We start from the raw sequence: 514 nt of genomic DNA, 5'->3' as shown, positions 1-514 counted from the left end.
CCTACACGCAGGGTTGGCACCTGACTCTCAGCTGTGATATAATGTGTCTCAGCCGTCTCAGCCGCTTGCTTACGCCCCATGTAGTTAACGAGTTCCGTCTCATTGCTGATACGTGGCAGCGCATGCTGTCTTGCAGGTTTTGAGAACATACCTAATGATGCACGGAAAGCCTCACCCGCAAGTTTGTCATGACCATATGCCAAGTCTGGCGTCATACGTTGCATCTCACGGTCAGCACCAGAGTGATAAGAGAACACCTGCTCAGAGCGTGCGAGGGTCTGTAAACCAATGTCAAGTGAAGACAGTGTTGTTCCATATTCTAATCTTATAGGGTCAGCCAATTTCCTTGGTTTACCAAAGATGAGTTTAGTTCCATCGAAATACATCCACTCTTGATACTGATGAGCAAGACGACGGATAAAGTCGAAGTCAGACTCTTCATACTGGCAGATAAAGTCTTTGGTTTCCTTGAATGCAGGATTCAACTCTAATTGCACCTTAGCTTGTTCGCACA

At 46.7% G+C, this 514-nt stretch carries 1 protein-coding gene; it reads right to left on the bottom strand.

Going from position 1 to position 514, the window contains the following annotated elements; translation table 11 throughout:
- On the bottom strand, positions 1-514 hold a 514-nt coding region (locus tag HMPREF1505_RS02910), incomplete at both ends, for a contractile injection system protein, VgrG/Pvc8 family (protein WP_255326819.1).

This window comes from Prevotella sp. ICM33 (assembly GCF_000517825.1).
GTDB lineage: Bacteria > Bacteroidota > Bacteroidia > Bacteroidales > Bacteroidaceae > Prevotella > Prevotella melaninogenica.
Note: the sequence above shows the minus strand (reverse complement) of the source record. Positions and strands in the feature narration are given on the sequence as shown.